At 53.1% G+C, this 16,486-nt stretch carries 9 protein-coding genes, 1 tRNA gene and 1 pseudogene; all 11 read left to right on the top strand.

The window, feature by feature from the left end:
• Positions 1–14 precede the first annotated feature (14 nt).
• The 11 genes and pseudogenes from pheS (at position 15) to PSm6_RS00485 (ending at position 16,412) form a co-directional block, all read left to right on the top strand.
• Positions 15–1,031, top strand: coding sequence for a phenylalanine--tRNA ligase subunit alpha (gene pheS, locus PSm6_RS00530; RefSeq protein WP_043243027.1), 1,017 nt, complete (start codon positions 15–17; stop codon positions 1,029–1,031).
• A gap of 189 nt (positions 1,032–1,220) precedes the next feature.
• Positions 1,221–3,599 carry a phenylalanine--tRNA ligase subunit beta gene (pheT, locus tag PSm6_RS00525; protein WP_265169264.1) on the top strand — a complete coding sequence of 793 codons (2,379 nt, stop codon included), beginning with the start codon at positions 1,221–1,223 and terminating at the stop codon, positions 3,597–3,599.
• A 3-nt stretch (positions 3,600–3,602) separates the two neighbouring features.
• Positions 3,603–3,904, top strand: a pseudogene (ihfA, locus tag PSm6_RS00520) (integration host factor subunit alpha).
• On the top strand, positions 3,885–4,241 hold the full coding sequence (locus tag PSm6_RS00515; protein WP_031286878.1) for a MerR family transcriptional regulator: 357 nt from the start codon (positions 3,885–3,887) through the stop codon (positions 4,239–4,241). Before ihfA ends, PSm6_RS00515 begins: the two are co-directional and overlap by 20 nt.
• An 83-nt stretch (positions 4,242–4,324) precedes the next feature.
• Positions 4,325–4,401, top strand: a tRNA-Pro gene (locus PSm6_RS00510).
• A gap of 627 nt (positions 4,402–5,028) precedes the next feature.
• The gene (locus PSm6_RS00505; protein WP_265169263.1) at positions 5,029–6,258 is read left to right on the top strand and encodes a Druantia anti-phage system protein DruA; all 1,230 of its coding nucleotides are present in this window, start codon (positions 5,029–5,031) and stop codon (positions 6,256–6,258) included.
• Positions 6,259–6,520: 262 nt separating this feature from the next.
• The gene (locus PSm6_RS00500) at positions 6,521–7,948 is read left to right on the top strand and encodes a hypothetical protein (protein WP_265169262.1); all 1,428 of its coding nucleotides are present in this window, start codon (positions 6,521–6,523) and stop codon (positions 7,946–7,948) included.
• Positions 7,945–9,735 (top strand): hypothetical protein, encoded by a 1,791-nt coding sequence (locus PSm6_RS00495; protein ID WP_265169261.1) that lies wholly within the window; start codon positions 7,945–7,947, stop codon positions 9,733–9,735. Before PSm6_RS00500 ends, PSm6_RS00495 begins: the two co-directional genes overlap by 4 nt.
• 118 nt (positions 9,736–9,853) lie before the next feature.
• The gene (druD, locus tag PSm6_RS30765) at positions 9,854–10,888 is read left to right on the top strand and encodes a Druantia-type antiviral defence protein DruD (RefSeq protein WP_503827118.1); all 1,035 of its coding nucleotides are present in this window, start codon (positions 9,854–9,856) and stop codon (positions 10,886–10,888) included.
• Positions 10,885–15,969, top strand: a complete 5,085-nt coding sequence (locus PSm6_RS00490; protein ID WP_265169260.1) for a DEAD/DEAH box helicase — start codon at positions 10,885–10,887, stop codon at positions 15,967–15,969. The genes druD and PSm6_RS00490 overlap by 4 nt, the downstream gene beginning before the upstream one ends.
• A complete protein-coding gene (locus tag PSm6_RS00485) occupies positions 15,954–16,412 on the top strand; it encodes an MrfA Zn-binding domain-containing protein (protein WP_265169259.1) in 459 nt (152 codons plus the stop codon). The genes PSm6_RS00490 and PSm6_RS00485 overlap by 16 nt, the downstream gene beginning before the upstream one ends.
• Positions 16,413–16,486 lie beyond the last annotated feature (74 nt).

Here is a 16,486-nt window from a genome sequence, read left to right as displayed (position 1 = left end):
TCTGGAGTCTGTACATGGAAAATCTGGATGCGCTGGTCTCTCAAGCGCTTGAGGCAGTGCAAAACACCGACGACGTGAATGCCCTTGAGCAGATTCGCGTTCATTACCTTGGCAAGAAAGGCGAACTGACTCAGGTGATGAAGACCCTGGGCGACCTGCCGGCGGAAGAGCGCCCCAAAGTCGGCGCCCTGATCAACACCGCCAAGGAACGCGTACAAGACGCCCTGAATGCCCGCAAGGATTCGCTTGAGCAGGCTGCCCTCGGCGCCAAGCTCGCGGCCGAGCGCATCGACGTCACCCTGCCTGGCCGTGGCCAGGTCTCCGGCGGCCTGCACCCGGTCACCCGTACCCTGGAACGCGTCGAGCAGTTCTTCACCCACATCGGCTACGGCATCGCCGAAGGCCCTGAGGTCGAAGACGACTATCACAACTTCGAAGCGCTCAACATCCCCGGCCACCACCCGGCCCGGGCGATGCACGACACCTTCTATTTCAACGCCAACATGCTGCTGCGTACCCACACCTCGCCGGTCCAGGTGCGCACCATGGAATCCCAGCAACCGCCGATCCGCATCGTCTGCCCGGGTCGTGTCTACCGTTGCGACTCGGATATCACCCACTCGCCGATGTTCCACCAGGTCGAAGGCCTGCTGGTCGACGAGGGCATCAGCTTCGCTGACCTCAAGGGCACCATCGAGGAATTCCTCCGTGTGTTCTTCGAGAAGGACCTCGGCGTGCGTTTCCGCCCGTCCTTCTTCCCCTTCACCGAGCCTTCGGCCGAAGTCGACATGCAATGCGTCATGTGCTCCGGCAAGGGTTGCCGCGTGTGCAAGCAGACCGGCTGGCTGGAAGTGATGGGTTGCGGCATGGTCCACCCCAACGTGCTGCGCATGTCCGGCATCGACCCGGAGAAGTACCAGGGCTTCGCCTTCGGCATGGGCGTCGAGCGTCTGGCGATGCTCCGTTATGGCGTCAACGACTTGCGCCTGTTCTTCGATAACGACCTGCGATTCCTCGCGCAATTCCGCTAGGCCGCGCCGTCAGAAACGAATGCCCCGTGCGTTGAGTGTTGTGTTGTAGCTGTGTAGCGAGTGCCCCGCCTCCGGTGGGGCCCGGTGAGAGAACCCGTCAGCGGGCTCACCGCCTCCCGCGTGAATGCGAGGGAGCGTGAAAGCCGACCACCCACGCACGTGGCCGAAACGAATCCTTAGGAGAGCTGGATGAAATTCAGTGAACAGTGGCTGCGGAGCTGGGTAAGCCCGCAGGTATCCCGCGACGAGCTGGTGGCCCGTCTGTCGATGGCCGGCCTGGAAGTGGACAGCGTCACCCCCGTTGCCGGCGCCTTCAGCGGCGTGGTCGTGGGTGAGGTGCTGAGCACCGAACAGCACCCCGATGCCGACAAGCTGCGCGTATGCCAGGTCAGCAACGGCAGCGAAACCTTCCAGGTGGTGTGCGGCGCGCCCAACGTGCGCCCCGGCCTGAAGATCCCCTTCGCCATGATCGGCGCCGAGCTGCCGGGCGACTTCAAGATCAAGAAAGCCAAGCTGCGCGGTGTCGAATCCTTCGGCATGCTCTGCTCGGCCAACGAACTGAAGATCAGCGAAGACCACGGCGGCCTCATGGAGCTCGCCGCCGATGCGCCGGTGGGTGAAGACTTCCGCCGCTACCTGGAGCTGGACGACGTCGTCATCGAGCTGGGCCTCACCCCCAACCGCGGTGACTGCCTCAACCTCTCCGGCCTGGCCCGCGAAGTCGGCGCGCTCTACGACGCCCCGGTCACCCGCCTAGCCATCGCCCCGGTCGCCCCGTCCCATGACGAAGTGCGCCCGGTCGAAGTCCTCGCGCCCAAGGCCTGCCCGCGCTACCTCGGCCGCGTCGTGCGCAATGTCGACCTCTCCAAGCCCACCCCGCTGTGGATGGTCGAGCGCCTGCGTCGCGCCGACGTACGCAGCATCGACGCCGCTGTCGACATCACCAACTACGTGATGCTCGAACTCGGCCAGCCCATGCACGCCTTCGACCTCGCCGAAATCAACGGCGGCATCCGTGTGCGCATGGCGGAAGAGGGCGAGAAGATCGTCCTGCTCGACGGTCAGGAAGTCAGCCTGCGTGCCGACACCCTCGTCATCGCCGACCACACCCGCGCCCTGGCCATCGCCGGCGTAATGGGTGGCGAGCACAGCGGCGTCAGCGACAAGACCCGCGACCTGTTCCTCGAAGCCGCCTTCTTCGACACCATCGCCGTTGCCGGCAAGGCCCGTTCCTATGGCCTGCACACCGACTCCTCGCACCGCTTCGAGCGTGGCGTGGACTGGCAACTCGCCCGCGAAGCCATGCAGCGCGCCACCGCGCTGCTGCTGGACATCGTCGGCGGCGAAGCTGGTCCCATCATCGAAAGCGTCAGCGAAGCCAGCCTGCCGAGCGTCGCCCCGGTCACCCTGCGTGCCGAGCGCATCGCCCAAATGCTGGGCATGGAGATGGACGCCGCCGAAGTCGAGCGCCTGCTCACTGCGCTGGGCCTGGGCGTCACCTCCGCTGGCCAGGGCCAATGGACGGTGGAAGTCCCCAGCCACCGCTTCGACATCAGCCTGGAAGTGGACCTGATCGAAGAGCTCGGCCGCCTCTACGGCTACAACCGCCTGCCGGTTCGCTACCCGCAAGCGCGTCTGGCGCCCAAGGCCCGTTCCGAATCCGCCGTCGAGCTGCCGGCCCTGCGTCGCCTGCTGGTCGCCCGCGGCTACCAGGAAGCGATCACCTACAGCTTCATCGATCCCAAGCTGTTCGAGCTGTTCAACCCTGGCGTGCAGCCGCTGATGCTGGCCAACCCCATCTCTGCCGACATGGCCGCCATGCGCTCCTCCCTGTGGCCGGGCCTGGTCAAGGCGCTGCAGCACAACCTCAACCGCCAGCAGGGCCGCGTTCGCCTGTTCGAAAGCGGCCTGCGCTTCGTCGGCCAGCTGGAAGGGCTCAAGCAGGAAGCCATGCTCGCCGGCGTCGTCTGCGGCAAGCGCCTGCCCGAAGCCTGGGCCCACGGCCGTGACGGCGTGGACTTCTATGACGTGAAGGCCGACGTCGAAGCCCTGCTCGGCGCCGCCGGTGCGCTGGATGGTTTCGACTTCGTGCCCGGCGAGCACAACGCCCTGCACCCGGGCCAAACCGCCCGCATCGAGCGCGACGGCCAACTGGTCGGCTACCTCGGCGCCATCCACCCCGAGCTGGCAAAAGCCCTGGACCTGGATCAGCCGGTCTACCTCTTCGAGCTGGTATTGGCTGAAGTTATGCGCGGCCGCCTGCCCAAATTCCGCGAGCTTTCGCGCTTCCCTGAAGTGCGTCGCGACCTGGCTCTGCTGGTGGATCGCGAGGTGGCCGCCGAGGCCGTACTCGACACCATCCGCGAGGCGGCGGGCGAGTGGTTGACGGACCTCAGGCTATTTGACGTCTATCACGGTAAAGGTATTGATCCGCTTAGAAAAAGCCTGGCCGTCGGCTTGACCTGGCAGCATCCATCGCGCACTCTTAACGACGATGAGGTGAACACCACAACGCAGAACATCGTCACCTCGCTGGAAGAAAGGTTCAACGCCACGTTAAGGAAGTAGCGTATGGGGGCTCTGACGAAAGCTGAGATGGCTGAACGTCTGTACGAAGAGCTTGGCCTGAATAAACGGGAAGCCAAGGAACTGGTGGAGCTGTTTTTCGAGGAAATCCGTCAGGCGCTGGAGCATAACGAACAGGTCAAGTTGTCGGGTTTCGGCAACTTCGATCTGCGGGATAAGCGTCAGCGTCCGGGCGGAACCCGAAGACAGGAGAGGAAATCCCGATCACGGCTCGCCGTGTCGTGACGTTCCGTCCGGGGCAGAAACTGAAAGCCAGAGTCGAAGCTTATGCTGGAACCAAGTCATAACGACGAATTGCCGACAATCCCCGGCAAGCGTTACTTCACTATTGGCGAGGTCAGCGAGCTCTGCGCAGTCAAGCCCCACGTGCTGCGTTACTGGGAGCAGGAATTTCCCCAGCTCAACCCGGTAAAACGACGCGGCAACCGGCGCTACTACCAGCGCCAGGATGTGCTGATGATTCGGCAGATCCGGGCGCTGCTATACGACCAGGGCTTTACCATCGGCGGGGCGCGCCAGCGTCTCTCCGGTGACGAAGCGAAGGACGACACCACCCAATACAAGCAGCTCATCCGGCAGACCATCGCCGAGCTTGAAGACGTCCTCATGGTTCTGCGTAAGTAAAAAAACCTGAAAAAAACCTTCCACAATTCAAACGCTTAAAGTATAGTTCGCTCCGTTCCGCAAAGCGGGGCAAGCAACAAAGTCGGGGCGTAGCGCAGCCTGGTAGCGCACTTGCATGGGGTGCAAGGGGTCGAGTGTTCGAATCACTCCGTCCCGACCATATTCAAAAAACCCAGCCACTTAACGGTGGCTGGGTTTTTTTATGGGCGAGTTTTTAGCGATTGCGGTAAAGGGATAAGCGGGCTTTGCCGCGCTACCCCTAGGGGCAGGCAAAACCTAGATTGCAGCCGAAGCAGTGACGTAAATGGCTTGCCAAAATCTATTACTAAACTTATTGGTTTAATAATTCTGCATGGGTTAGTGAAGGGGGCTGCGGATTTCTTCATTGCCATGCCGGAGCATCGTTTGAGCGTCAACAAGGCGAAGCCGCGTTGCTTGCCGTGAATGCTAAGGAATGGAGGTTAGGTTGGCTTCCTACGCGCTCGGAGCTGGAGCGTGGTTGCGTCTATGCACAAGCTGTTGAGTTCAGGCTTGCCAAATTGGGCTCAGATGGTAGCCCATAGCGTCGTGGGAAAAGCAGGTTAAAATCGGCTACCAGGCCCTATGTTAGGGGCTCTCACGAGTGTTATTGCTTCGGATGGTCAGCCAATGGTTTTAAGGGAGGGCCGATGATGGCATATTGCTCTATCTGTATGTATGCCGTGTAGGATGCCTCGATTCTGATAGTCGTGGATACATAGGCGTAAGAACCGCTCGAAAGGATCATTTCCGGGCAGGAAGCAAATCAATGCCACACGGCAACGCAATCGTTATTGGTGTGAATCTCAGGGAAGCTAGCCTCAAAAGAAAGCTTCGGGAGCATTTGCATTCGTTGGGTTTTACGAGAACGCCTGAGGGGGCGCTAGCCGCTCCAGGCAATAGTAAAGATGCGATTCGCACGCTGCACAGTGCCCAGCGAGAAGAGCGTCTGCTTGCTAACGAGAAATTCATCGTCAAATCAGCTGGAAAGCTTCTGCGATATTTCGCATCAGGTACTGATGTAAACCCGGGGAAAATTACCCCAGTTTTGGAGCGGGTGGCCTCGTCCACTTGGCAGAGCGATTTATTCAGGCTTGCCTCTCTCTCTTGGTCTGTCCCTGTATCAAATGGATTTGGACGGCGCCTTCGTTATCTTGTCTGGGACGCTAGCAATGGCAAGTTAATGGGGATCATTGCTATTGGTGACCCAGTCTTTAATCTTGCTGTAAGAGACAAGTTCATTGGATGGACCACACAGGATCGAGGTAAGCGGCTTGTCAATCTTATGGATGCTTATGTCTTAGGTGCGCTTCCTCCGTACAACACTCTGCTTTGTGGGAAGCTTATTGCTTGTTTGCTGCGCAGTCGCGATATCTATGACGATTTTTCCAAGATGTATGGCGACTCGACGGGAATAATTTCTCAGCAGGAAAAAAAAGCTCGTCTGCTCTCCATCATCACAACGTCATCGATGGGTCGATCTTCCGTTTACAACCGACTTAAGTTGGATGGTACTGAGTACCTTAAATCTATTGGTTACACCGGGGGGTGGGGGCATTTTCACATCCCTGACTGGTTATTTATCGAAATGCGTGATTATCTCCGTCACATTGATCATACCTATGCGGATCAACATGCTTTCGGCCAGGGGCCTAATTGGCGATTGCGGACTACTCGTGCCGCACTCTCTGCACTCGGCTTTAAGGATGATTTGATGAAGCATGGGATTCAGCGTGAAGTCTTTATTTGCCAGTTGGCATGTAACGCGACGAAAATTCTGCAGGCTGGAAAGGGGACTCCCGATATTGGCTCTCTGAGGTCTGTAAGGCAAATAGCTGATATGGCAATGGACCGCTGGGTGATTCCTAGGGCCATGAACGTTACAGATTATAAGAATTGGACGTTGGCTAATCTTATCGATTTGTTTGGTAGTCAAGCGCAACTCCTTCGAACCCAGGCCGAACAGGGGGAGAAGCTTAGGAGCGCCTCAAGGAGTTAGGGACGCAAGGGGATACGCGTTGGATTACGCCGTTAACACATTAACTAACGAGATTGAGTCGGCGGAGAGCACATCAGGTGCTGGATACTATGTGTGCCCGATTTGCAAAGCTAGAGTGTCGCATAGAGGGGCGGGGCGCAAACGTAAAAAGTGCTTTGCTCATTGGCCCGGATATGGCTCGTCACAGTGTGAGAACTATGTGCCTGGTCAATATAGTGCGAATGGCGTGGGCAACGCCCTCCCTGCTCACGCTATGCGGCGGATGGATCTGCGCCTCAAGATTGATAAGGGGCATAATCGCGCGGCATGGTATTTAGAACTGGTTCTCCCTACATGTCGTGCATGCGATGCAAGTGTTATTGTCGACGTGGGTGGGGGAGTACAGCAGCAAGTCAACATGCGTGGAATGACCGCCGGCCGCCGCCTTTTGGCGGAACTCTCTGTCGATAATTTCCGAATAGTCTCCTTCCAAGGAAATCCTGATCGGAATTTTGTTGAGTGCGTGGAAAGAGAATGTCGAGGCTTGCCATCTTTAGGGGCCGCTGTATTCACCGCTTCGGGCGGAAGTGGAGCTCTGGGGTTTCCTCGGGCACATGAGCTTATAGAAACAGAAACATATGCTCTGTTGTGGACAGAGCCTATAATTCCTGAGTTTCCAGATGAGCTAATCCAGGATAAATTTCAAAGCCGCAAAGGTTGGAATCTGGTTCTTGTAACTATTCCAGAGTCACCGTCCACGGAATGCTTAGAGTGGCTACAGTCTTTTACAGGATTGAACGTCACCCCCCCAACACCCACCATTACTTTGGTGTGGCCATTTTTGGCGCGCAACTCAAGTCTCAACACGATTGAGTGTGTCAAGTCCACCTCTATAATTTTGTCTGCCCATATGATGCCTGTGGGGCGGCAAGATGTTGGGCCAAAAATGTTGGTGTTTGGAGGAGGGAGCCGACTCGCCGCAGTTGGCACTGATCGATCACCGGCATTATTTACTCTGTCCCCCGGTGATATACCCATTGTTAGAGTTTCCAAAACTGAAAGTCTTGAAACTGGGAAGTTTCTCTCGCGAACATTTCAGCCTAGGACTACTTTGGGTTTCCCTGGAGTGGAAGTAGCATTTAAGAATAATGATGGCATGCGCATCGTCGTACCATTGTTAAAACATAGATGCAAAGAGTATGTAGAAGCTGCCAGGTCGCAAGAAATGACACTGGAGTATCTCGCGATGCCGCCCGGTACACATGGAGTTTTCTATGCCGAGCGCGCCTCAGTGCCTGTAAGTTTTCAAATATCAGCAAGCGATACGCTTGCTCCACACAGCCCGCATCAGCGCCTGCTATCTTCTCAAATACAGGCCGATCTTATTGGTTATTTGCTTGACGAGTTTTTCCACGTCGATCTCGATTTTGGTGGTTTTGGACGGTTACGTCTATCCGGCGCGAGCGAGCTTTTAACCAGTAAGCTAGCGCCAATTCTTGATCCCGCTCTCCGACGGAGGTTGGGCAGCTTTATGCTCCAGCTGCAGGTTGGTGCGCCTCTTAGTCACGCCACTGACGACCAAACATTGGTCCAGGCGTTCTTATCAATTAAGTTAAAACCAGCATTGATACCGAACTACCGTACTCTCGCGAGGGAAATCCTTGCATGCGGATTTGAAATAAAATCTATTGGAGAGGGTTTCTCAGTATGAGCTACCAGTACTGCCAGGAGGCAAGGGATCGAATCTCTGCATTCGGACAAAATAAAGTTGCCGAATTTATAGATGAGATACCACAGGTTTTTCGAAAAGCATTTTATGATCGACAGCCTGCTATATCCGGGTTTAGAAGTGGATCTCCTAGTGAGTTCAAAGAGAAGCAAAAGCGGCTAATTGGGCATGTTGTAAATCCTCAAGGCGGTCAGAAAAGTGAAGCTGATTGGAAAACTTTCGCCAATTTTTGGATTGCTTGGGCGAAAAGCCATATAGGCGAAGACTTTCCTGCTGGTGACCGCTCTCTCCCAGCAGATGATGCTGGGCCATTGCTATTAAGAACGTTGGCGGATCAGTTTCCAGATGTGCCGCGTGAGACAATAGAGCGATTAATCTCATTTAGCGGTTTTGCCGATCACGTTGACACGCAAGTTGCGCTAGGGCGTTTTCGTCCCGCGTCCACTCTCGCTCGAGACCGTATGGTTGATGAACTCCCGGGACGTTTGAGCAAGATCGAAGGTTATTTTGAGATAGCTGAGGCCGCAGCCGACGAGGTAACTGAACGAATTGATCTACTGTTTTCTAAAGTCAGCAGCTTTATCCAAGGCTTAGATGAAGCTGCCTTGAGTGCGATGAGATCCTCGGAGGATCTCGCTGAGCTTCGCCTGCTTGTGGAAAAAATGGCTCGTAGTTCCGAGCAACTTGCGGAGCGCTTACGGACCGTTGATGAGATAACGCAGGTAACGGCTGAGGCAGTTGCAGTATCTGATCGCAACGCATTGTTAATGAGGCAGAATTTAAACGAGATTTCAGATAGGGCCAAGGGATGGGAGGACTCGTTAGTACAGTTTTCAAAGCTTAATGATCTTACTAACCATATAAGTTTGTTAGATTCGGAGTGGGCTAAGATCGTCGAAACAGTAGCCCTGTTGTCTGATCGCTTTGAGGCGTTCCAAGTCAATATTAGTAAGGTGCACTCTGACTCTGACTCTGACTCTGACTCGGGATCAAGCCAAAATCACATCCGCCTTTTCGAATCTGAACCACAAGGTCCTATTGTCGAAATTCATACTGTCGAAGTCGCGTGCGAACTAATATCGCGTAACTTACAAGCCTGTGGGATAGTTAAAGGTAGTGCGATTCTTGTAGCTAGGCAGATACTTGCCGCACTTGCTGCGGGCCAGTTGGTCCAGTTTTCAGGATCGCTTGCAGACCTAGTAGTTGACAGTGTTGCTGCAGCTATCGGTGGACCAATATTCCATGAGTGGAGAGTCCCTGTCGGTCTTATCTCTGACGAAGTGGCGGCTGAGTGCCTTGAAATGGTTGCTGATACGTCGGGCTGTCTGGTTTTGAAGGGCGCTAATCGTTCCGCTTTTGAGATCTACGGGTATGCACTTCGTGATGTGGTCGCTCGTCGCCAACTATCCACAGCTGTCCATCTTCGTTTGGTATTTATTGCCTCATGGGCACATGGGCCTGCGGCATTTCCTGATGGAGGCACACTTGCCGAGCTTGGTCCCGTATTTGATACCGATGCATGGCCAATGCGGGCAGTGTCTTCTACATTGCCAGCACTGAAATATGGTTACCTTAAATGCGATTCATGGAGCCAGCTCAAGGGCTTTGACGACGACATATCCAGCGCCGTTGTGACGGACTTGAAGGACTTACTCAAGGAAGCCAACTTCATCCCTGGCAATCTTTGGATGCGGAGCGCAGAGCGCGCATACCTGCGTTTGCGCGTTACCCCGGGGGCAGTGAAGAGGACGACCTGTACGCCGTTCTGAAGTTGTGGGCTCTTCCCTGGGCTAAATCTTCAGGTGGGCCAGTAAACGAGATCACTGATATCGCCGACCGAATAATTGTACATAAGCAATCCGAGCCAGCCCACTTCGAGGGGCCTAGATGAAGTGGCAGGCGGCGGCCCGTGAACAGGCCAAGAAGCATCTAGCCTCGGAGCTCGGCTGTCCCTTCATTGGGGAGGGACTGCGTATTGCCGCTATCTCAGAGTGCCTGAGAGCGGCCTCATACTTATGCTCAGTGCCGGTTGAGGGGAGCGGTGCTTGGGAGCCAGCGGCGTCGCTCCGTTTGACCAGCATTGTGCGCAAACGCCTATCTCCAGTTTGGCCAAGCCTGTTGGAAGATGTCGTCGATGACTCTAGTCCAGGGGTGATGGAAGTCCTAGATAGCTTGGGTAGGCTCGGTGATTTGGTGCGGGTAGATGGTGGTTGGTTGACGCCACAACCATGCGCCGTTAGAGCTACGAATGGCCGTATGATTCTTGTTGGTGGTGGTCCATCGCCCATCTTTCCTGTTCCTACAAAAGTATGTGGCCGGGCGCGTGTGGTTTCAACCGAAACATGTGATGGGTTGGTAGACGCTTGTGATCCCGAAGAGTGGATTGGTGCACCTATTGAGGGGCTTGGTGTCTGGTCTTCCAGATTGCTTACTGCGGCAAAAGCACGCTTCACCCAGCCCTATGATTTAGAGCCAGTATCGGTTTACTTGAGCGGGCGTTGGTTAGACCTTGCTAGTGTGCCCAGCGTCGAGGGGGTTCACTTGGCCAAGTGCCAAACGGGAAAAAAGATTTCGTATTTCATAGGCGCTTTCTTTAATGGAGCGTTGCAGAGGATGGCATCGATTGATTCTACCGATGCCCGGCGTCTTCGATTCCAATTGGATATACAAGCTGGTTGCTCTGTAAGGGTGGAGGCTGAAATATTCAGCAGCTTTGTGAAGCTTCGGCTATATCGTCGGCTACCGCCGGAGCAGGAAAAGACGTTGTTATTGGGTTGGGAGCTTCCTAGGCCGGAGGGTGATCATCCGGGGTTGAGGATATATGTAATACCTATGGAGGCGCTCCCCATCGTGCGGCATGCACTTAATGGGTTGGGCATTGTTTGGGTCGAGCGCCAAGGCGCACAAGGGAGTGGGACATGAGCAGTACCTCAATGAAAACTGATGCTACTGGTGTGCACGAAACAGCAAAGAATTTGACTGAAAGCCTGAGGCAGTATATCGAGGCGCAGTACCACATCCGTGATGAAGGACTAGTCAGAGAGCGGCGCGCACTCCTGCAAGCAAACGAAACTATTGCTCAGATTCCATATGTTGAGGCGACTCAAGTCTACAAAGCGGGAGACACCTACGAAAGTCTTCCAATTCCAGCCGCTGCTGCCAGGGCTCTTCACCAGTTATCGGTGATGAGTTTGGGGTTGTATCCGCGTCCATATGAGCATCAGTCACGGGCTCTTACTGCATTTCTGGGAAATGAGGCTTCCGATCTTGTTATCGCAACCGGTACTGGTTCAGGAAAGACAGAGAGCTTTCTCATGCCAGTGATTGGAACGCTGGCTATAGAGGGAGAAGAAAGGCCGGAATCTGCTTCAATGCCTGGATGTAGAGCAATGCTCCTATATCCAATGAACGCTTTGGTTAACGACCAACTTTCGCGAATTCGTCGTATTTTTGGTGATCCGGATGCTGCAGGGATCCTGGCTCAAAGCAGAAAAACTCCAATTCGTTTTGGCAGCTATACGGGACGCACACCATACCCTGGAAAGCGCTCTCACGATCGAGACGAGCGTTTCATCAAACCGCTATTTGAGCAGTTTTATAAAAAGATAGCGGATGATCCGGCTGTTCGAGGCGAACTCGTTCGTATAGGGCGCTGGCCAAGTAAGGATCTAGTGGGTTTTTATGCGGATGATGCTGCTCAGTCTAAGACGTACGCCTCAGGAAAAAAGGAAGGAAAACAGTTCATTCAGAAGAACTGGAAATTGCGACTAAAAACCCAGCCAGGTGATCGCGAGTTAATGACTCGTGATGAGATGCAGGCGCGTTGCCCAGAGCTCCTAATCACCAACTACTCGATGCTCGAGTACATGTTGATGCGTCCCATTGAGCGCGATATTTTTGAGCAAACGAAAAGCTGGCTAAAGTCCGATCAACGTAACGAATTCATTCTTGTTCTTGATGAAGCACACATGTATCGAGGCGCTGGTGGAGCAGAGGTAGCGCTTCTGATTCGACGGCTTTGTGCTCGCCTAGATATTCCTCGGGAACGTATGCGTTGCATACTGACAAGTGCGAGCCTTGGTAGTGGAGAAATCGCTGCTGCAAATGGCGATCGTTTCGCTCGTGACTTAACTGGGCTATTAGATACTTCGCCACGTAAATTTGAGATTATTCAAGGAACTCACGAGCCTCGGTTAACAAAGCGTACAGCTACTGCTGATCAGGTGGACGCTTTGGCAGCATTCGACTTGCACGCATTTCAGCGTATTGCGAATGATTTTCCAAGCGCAGTGAGTGCTGTGGCAGTCCTAGCTGCTGGTCTTGATTGGGAGGCTTTCAATGGACCTGATCACACATCGCTGCGCGATTGGCTGTTTGAAAACCTGACTGGCTTTGGACCTCTTGAAAAACTTATTGAGTTAGTATCGGGTAAAGCGGAGAGGCTAGATAGTCTTAGTCAAAAGCTCTTTGATAAGTGCTCGATGGAGACCTCCGAGAGAGCCACCGATGCTTTGTTAGCATTAGGAAGCCACGCACGGAGAAGCTCTGATGGTCGGGTGCTGCTACCAACTCGTCTTCATCTTTTTCATCGAGGCTTGCCAGGCCTTTATGCATGTGTTGATCCTAATTGCACTAGTCGGTTGGGGGGGCACAATAGTTCTACAATCTTAGGTCGTTTACATACTAAGCCATTGACTCAATGTGGCTGTGAGTCAAAAGGGCGGGTATTCGAATTCCTCACTCATCGCGACTGCGGCGCTGCGTTTGTTCGTGGCTATGTCAGTGAAGATATGAATTTTGTTTGGCATGAGCCAAGCGGGCCATTCTCCGAGGCGGGAACTGAACGGCTGATGCCGATTGATATATTTGTCGAGGATGAAGTTCATCCACGCAGCCACCATCGAGATATGTGGCTTCATATGTCGACTGGCCGCCTGTATTCAATACGTCCAGTACAAGACTTAGGGTTCCGTAAAGTTCGAGTGCCAGCTAAGCCAGCAGTAGGTGAAGATATAACCTTTGATAATTGCCCAGTTTGCACTCGTAAGATTAGGAGTAGCAAAGGCGAATCATCAAAAATCATGGACCATATTACAAAGGGTGAAGCACCGTTTACTACATTGGTCCGAACACAGATGGCCAAGCAGCCAGAGAGTAGGGTAGTTGACTCCCGTCACCCCAATGGGGGCCGTAAAGTTCTTATTTTTTCTGACGGCCGTCAGAAAGCTGCACGGTTAGCCCGAGATATTCCACGCGATATCGAGCTAGATGTTTTTCGGCAAGCAATCGCACTAGCCTGCAGTAAGCTTCGCGGTGTGACGAAAGAGCCACGTCCTACTCAGATGCTTTACACCGGGTTTATTTCAGTTTTGACCGAGTTCGACCTGCCAATATTTGATGGGGTAGATGCTAGGAAGGTGGAGGATGCTATTGCGCTATTCAAGCGCGATTGCGATTCGAGTTTAGAAGAGGCACTTATACAAAATGGGTTGCCTCAAGACTTGCCATCAAGATATAAGGTCGCTCTGTTAAAGCTCTTGTGTAGTAGCTACTACTCGCTTGCCGGAACGACTATTGGTTTCGTAGAACCAGTTAGCTCAAAGCTAAAAAAAATAGGTCAAGATCTGGTAAGTGCCAGTATTCATCTCGCTGAAGAAGATCTTCGCGCGCTTGCGGTTGGTTGGATTGAATCAATGCTGCAGGAGTATGCATTTGACAAAACGATTGATCCTCTTCACCGTTTCAAGGCTGCCGGATTCGCGAAGCAGCCTTGGGGCAGCAATGGATCGTTCGACAGGTCTCTTAGAGACCCGCTTACGGAACATCTAGGCGGAAGTGGCTCAATACTCGAGACTATTGAAACTGCATTTCGCAAAAATCTAGCGGAGGAGGATAGCGGTCTTTGGTTCTTGTCTCCTAATTCGTTGAGTATTGTGATTGATCTCAATCACGTATGGGCTCAATGCTCTCAATGCACGGCGGTGATGCCTTTTGCACTAGCGGGAAATATTTGTTTGGCATGTGGTGGTGGCTGCGCCATCCCTATAGATCCTGCAACTAGCAATTACATAAATGCTCGAAAAGGTTATTGGCGGCTGCCTGTATGGGAGGCTTTGCAGCCCGGAGCACGGCTTTCTAATATCAATGTGGAAGAGCATACAGCACAGTTGTCGAATCGTGATCGTAATAGGGTTCATGCAACTACCGAGCTTTACGAATTGAGATTTCAGGACGTTCTTATAAATAGCAAGGACCGGCCAATTGATGTCCTTAGTTGTACTACAACGATGGAAGTAGGGGTCGATATCGGTTCTTTGGTTGCGGTTGCGTTGAGAAACGTTCCTCCTCAGCGAGAAAATTATCAACAGCGCGCTGGTCGAGCAGGTCGGCGCGGCTCTTCAGTTTCGACCGTAGTGACTTACTCTCAGAATGGCCCTCACGATAGTTATTATTTTTTAAATCCTGCTTATATTGTTGCGGGGCCGCCGCGGGCTCCAGAGGTAAAAGTTGATAATGCAAAAATCGCTCGCCGGCACGTCCATGCTTATCTCTTCCAAACGTTCTTCCATGAGCTAATGACTCAGAATCCGAGTCTCTCTGAAGAAAAGTCTGCGTTGCTGCAAAAGTCTCTCGGATCTACGCGGGACTTCTTTTTTGATAGTAAAGATTCGGGGCTAAATCTTGATGGCTTTACGTCTTGGGTTTCGGAGAAGATACTTGGTGAAAGCTCTGCTTTCAAAAATGCCGTCCTGACGTGGTTGCCCCCGAATTTAGATACTCAAAGTCTAAGTTTGTCTGAATGGCTGGTAGATACGGCTAAAATGCTGTTAGAAAGAATGCACGAACTGGCAGCGGAGCTTCCGCAGACGATAGAGCCTGTGTCCTCGGAGGCGGACTCTGATGACGAAGAAAATAATACAGTATCTGATACTGAAATAGAGCAAAAGGAACTATTAGAGTTTCTTTTCTTCCACGGTTTATTACCTAGTTACGCGTTTCCCACAAGCTTGTGCAGTTTTCTGGTTGAGAAAATAGTTAAACCTAATGGCAGGCCAGAAATCCAAACCATTCAGCGGCCGCAGCAGTCGATCTCCAAAGCTCTGAGTGAGTATGCGCCTGGTCGCCTTATTGTTATTGACAGACATACATATCGATCAGGAGGAGTCTTTGCTGATCTCCCTGGTAACGTAGTGAATCGCGCGACTACTCTTTTCGAAAATTCTAAGTTGCATGTCCACTGCAAGATATGTTCGTTTGTTCGAAACCCGAATAAGCGTGGAGTAAATGCCGGAGCTTGCCCCGTATGTGGCGGCGATTTGACAGAGGAAATTATGATCCTGCCAGAAGTTTTCGGCCCGGAGAAAGCTGCAGACTTGCCCGAGAGTGATCGAGAGCAAGAGATTACTTTTGCGACTATGGCTCAGTTTCCGCAACCTGTTAACCCAGAGGAACTCTCTTTCGCTATATGTGGACCTCATGCTAGCTTTACCCACGCAGTAGATCAAACCCTTGTAACTGTGAACCGCGGTATTGAGGGTGCAGAGTTCGGTGGATTTTCAGTTTGCACAGATTGTGGGCATGCTTCGGTATACGATGGCAACGCTGATAAAGGAGCACACGAGCGGCCTTACAAAGTGCTCGGGCCTAAAGGTACACCCTCTAGCTGTTCTGGGAAATTTGAAAGAGTATTGTTGGGGCACGACTTTAAAACAGATTTGCTATTGCTGAGAATGAAGATTGCAGATCCGGTTGTTACGAATACGGCTGATATAGTTGTTTTGCATATGCTCGAAGATGCTCTGCACTCAATTGCCGAAGCACTTCGGCTTGCTGCCAGTCGGCACAGACAACTTGATCTAGACCCTGCAGAGTTTGGTTCGGGGTTTAGAGTCGATCCTGGGGTGCAAGAGGGGGCGCGAGTATTAGAGGTCTTCCTTTATGACACTCTTTCGGGGGGGCAGGTTATGCTGAGGTTGCAGCTAGAAATATGCAGGAAATTTTAGAGGACACTCTTAGGCTGCTGGAGGGGTGCAACTGCGAAACATCCTGCACGGAATGCCTAAATCACTTTCATAACCAACATCTGCAAAGCCGCCTTGATAGGCACTTAGGGGCGATGCTTTTGAAATATGCTGTTTGGGGAACAATACCTAGTTGCGCTTCACCTGAAATGCAGGCAGAAACGCTTTCTCAGTTGCGGGCGAGTCTTGAATTGGACGGTTACCGGTGTACTGCTACAGGCGAAGAAGTAATGCCATTACGAGTGGAGCATGATGGGCGGCTTGTGGCAGTGGGTTGTTTCCCTGGGCTGATCCATACATCTAATTTCATTCATCCTATTGCCAGCGCCAAAGGCGTCCATGGGCATTTGGCATTAAATGAATATTTGCTCCGGTCGGATTTGCCTGGGGCTCATTTAATGGTTAAAGAGCTCTTTGCTTCATAAGGCATAGCCTAGTGACGACTCAGACCCCGCCCAGCTTTATGTTGGGCGGAATCTGAGTTTCAAGAAATAATACG

Source organism: Pseudomonas solani (assembly GCF_026072635.1).
Lineage (GTDB): Bacteria > Pseudomonadota > Gammaproteobacteria > Pseudomonadales > Pseudomonadaceae > Metapseudomonas > Metapseudomonas solani.
Note: the sequence above shows the minus strand (reverse complement) of the source record. Positions and strands in the feature narration are given on the sequence as shown.

Bases quoted from the DNA above. Each gene is read 5' to 3' on its own strand.
- pheS (WP_043243027.1), top strand. From the start codon at position 15: ATGGAAAATCTGGATGCGCTGGTCTCTCAAGCGCTTGAGGCAGTGCAA.
- pheT (WP_265169264.1), top strand. From the start codon at position 1,221: ATGAAATTCAGTGAACAGTGGCTGCGGAGCTGGGTAAGCCCGCAGGTA.
- PSm6_RS00515 (WP_031286878.1), top strand. From the start codon at position 3,885: ATGCTGGAACCAAGTCATAACGACGAATTGCCGACAATCCCCGGCAAG.
- PSm6_RS00505 (WP_265169263.1), top strand. From the start codon at position 5,029: ATGCCACACGGCAACGCAATCGTTATTGGTGTGAATCTCAGGGAAGCT.
- PSm6_RS00500 (WP_265169262.1), top strand. From the start codon at position 6,521: ATGGATCTGCGCCTCAAGATTGATAAGGGGCATAATCGCGCGGCATGG.
- PSm6_RS00495 (WP_265169261.1), top strand. From the start codon at position 7,945: ATGAGCTACCAGTACTGCCAGGAGGCAAGGGATCGAATCTCTGCATTC.
- druD (WP_503827118.1), top strand. From the start codon at position 9,854: ATGAAGTGGCAGGCGGCGGCCCGTGAACAGGCCAAGAAGCATCTAGCC.
- PSm6_RS00490 (WP_265169260.1), top strand. From the start codon at position 10,885: ATGAGCAGTACCTCAATGAAAACTGATGCTACTGGTGTGCACGAAACA.
- PSm6_RS00485 (WP_265169259.1), top strand. From the start codon at position 15,954: ATGCAGGAAATTTTAGAGGACACTCTTAGGCTGCTGGAGGGGTGCAAC.